The organism is Paracoccus sp. 228 (assembly GCF_000967825.1).
Classification (GTDB): Bacteria; Pseudomonadota; Alphaproteobacteria; order Rhodobacterales; family Rhodobacteraceae; genus Paracoccus; species Paracoccus marcusii.
Genome location: NZ_JYGY01000023.1, coordinates 1 through 2,377 on the forward strand (window position 1 = coordinate 1; position 2,377 = coordinate 2,377).

Sequence of the window (2,377 nt, forward strand, 5' to 3'; positions counted from 1 at the left end):
GCGAAGGCCGCGACCAGGACCAGGGTCACGCCGCAGGCCAAGGCGGCGGTCGAGGCTGTCTCACACGCGCCGAAGAAGAAACCGGCCATTCAGGAGCAGGTCCGGGACGAACCCGCCGCCGAGCGTCGGATCAAACCAAAGGATGATGCATGGGATGACGGGCACTGACCTTTCCCTGCGCCCTGAATTGAAGCCTGCGCTTCGGCAGGCTGTAAGATTGGCAAGAAATGGAAGTGTAATTTTTTACACCTGCCACCGTTGCCGTTCTTCGCCTGGAGAGCCACTCCAGTCAGCAGGCACAGAGCTGCGACGGAGCGAAGTTAACATTCCACATTTCCTGCCATGCCATGTTCCCCCTCCGCACTGACGTTTGGCAGGAGCCGCTCTCTCGCCCTATTTCTTGGACTAGTAGCCTGAGCCCTCTCAGAGCGTCATGGAGAGCGCACCTTCGCCTATTTTGCCATTTCTTAGTAAATTCGCGGCCTGCTCCAGGCGCTTTCGGATGGTGATTTTGAGTCTCCATCCAGCAGCGCTTCCTTTTTTCTTGTTTTTATCTTGTTTTTGGTCTTATTAAGTAGTTGATTTCATTATATAAATTAGCCTTAACTGCGAGAAAAACCGGGTTAACTGCGAGAAAAACCGGGTTAACTGCGAGAAAAACCGGGTGCTATCCACAGGCTGATAAGCCTATTGCGAGACGTTCCGGGTATGTGCGAGAGTATTATTTATTCTCGCACATACCCGGAACGTCTCGCAATGGCCCGACCCCGAAAAGATACTCCCGCCATGAAGCTGCCCGTCAGCGGCAACGTTACGATGCACAACACGCTAATAAGCGCTTCACATGGTCTGAACCTTGGTGAGAAGCGGCTGGTGGCCATGGCAGTGGCGAAGTTGTCGCCTAAAGCGGTCGCCCTTCCTGGAAAGCCCGTTAGGATCTCAGCCGTGGACTTTGCCAAACAGTTTGGACTGGACCCGACCACGGCCTATGAGCAGTTGCGAGACGCTCAAGAAAACCTGTTCAACCGCTACATCCGGCATATCGAACATTACGGCCCTAGCGGACAGAAGACTGAGGTAATCAAGATGCGCTGGATCACCTCGATCAGCTACAAGAACGGTGATGGAGAGGTCGCTTTGGCCTTCGCTCCGGAGATTGCGCAGTTTCTTGTTCAGCTCAAAAAGCACTTCACAAGCTACCAGCTCTCAAAGGCTGCGGCGCTCCGGTCGACCTATAGCTGGCGGCTGTTCGAGAACCTTGAACGCTTCCGTGAAACCGGGGTCTGGGAAGTGGATATGGACCGTTTCCACGCAATCATGGAAACTCCGAAAAGCTACCGCCGTAACTTCAATGATGCCCGCCGCTTCGTAATCGACCCGGCGCTTGCAGAACTGGCGGCTAAAACCAACATTACCGCAGAGGTCGAGCCTATTCGCCGGGGCCGCAAGATCGACCGCCTGCGCTTCACCTTCGAGAATGTCAGCCAGATGAAACTAGCGCTGTGAATGCGCAAATGCCTCATAGGACTGTCAGAACGTCTTGCAATTCGACTGGGCCGGGTAAACGGTTGATGCGGCATTGACCCCGAACGACAGGAAACCCCGTGGCTTACACCCTTGGAGAGGCTGCAAAAGCCAGTGGAAAGTCCAAAGCAACGATTTCCAAGGCTATAAAATCCGGCAGGTTATCGGCGATTAAGCAAGAGACCGGCGTCTTCAGAATTGAGGCAGCGGAGTTGCATCGGGTATACCCCAAAACAGTTGATGGGAACCAAGACCGAACACCGCAAACAGTTGTCCAAACGCCGGAAAACACCCCATCCGTCAGAGAGTTGCAGGCACGTCTTGAGGCAGCGCAGGAGCGGTTGACCGACCGGGATGCCGTGATTGCCGATCTGCGCGATGATCGGGACCGCTGGCGGCAGCAGGCGACCGCGTTACTGGCGGACCAGCGGCCCGTTCCTCAGCCCGTCACCCAGCCTGCCCCCCAACCCGATCAGCCGGTCGTGCAGCCGCCCAAAGGCTTCTGGAAACGCCTGTTCGGCTGAAGGTCAGGCGACAAAGCGCCCGCCGTCGATCAGACGGGCCTGCCCAAGGGCACTGAGGCTTTCCAGTAAGGGTTTATCCGAGCCGCCCACCAGCGGCCAAGGCACATGCAACATGGATGCGGCTGGACAGGACCGCCAGCGCCGCCGCGTCGTCCAGGCCAAGGGCGATCAGCATGTTGTCTGGCAGAGGGGTGTTGCAGTTGCAGGATATGCGCAATGTCTACCAAAACTGCATTTTGGCTTCCGCGCTGTGTTTTGGCCTGTCTCCACAGATCCATTTTTTGAGGCGTCGAACGGGCCAGCATCGGAGACAGGCCTAGTTACCTTAA

At 56.2% G+C, this 2,377-nt stretch carries 3 protein-coding genes; all 3 read left to right on the forward strand.

Annotated elements, in window-relative coordinates:
- The first annotated feature begins 786 nt into the window (after positions 1-786).
- Entirely contained in the window at positions 787-1,506 is a 720-nt protein-coding gene (locus tag SY26_RS19615; protein WP_052715413.1) for a replication initiation protein, read from the forward strand.
- A 98-nt stretch (positions 1,507-1,604) separates the two neighbouring features.
- Positions 1,605-2,048, forward strand: coding sequence for a hypothetical protein (locus tag SY26_RS20870; protein WP_084693987.1), 444 nt, complete (start codon positions 1,605-1,607; stop codon positions 2,046-2,048).
- 112 nt (positions 2,049-2,160) lie between these two features.
- A partial coding sequence (locus SY26_RS22005; RefSeq protein WP_232303435.1) for a hypothetical protein occupies positions 2,161-2,377 on the forward strand: 217 nt, incomplete at its 3' end.

Coding starts and splice junctions, on each gene's coding strand:
- SY26_RS19615 (WP_052715413.1), top strand. CDS start 787: ATGAAGCTGCCCGTCAGCGGCAACGTTACGATGCACAACACGCTAATA.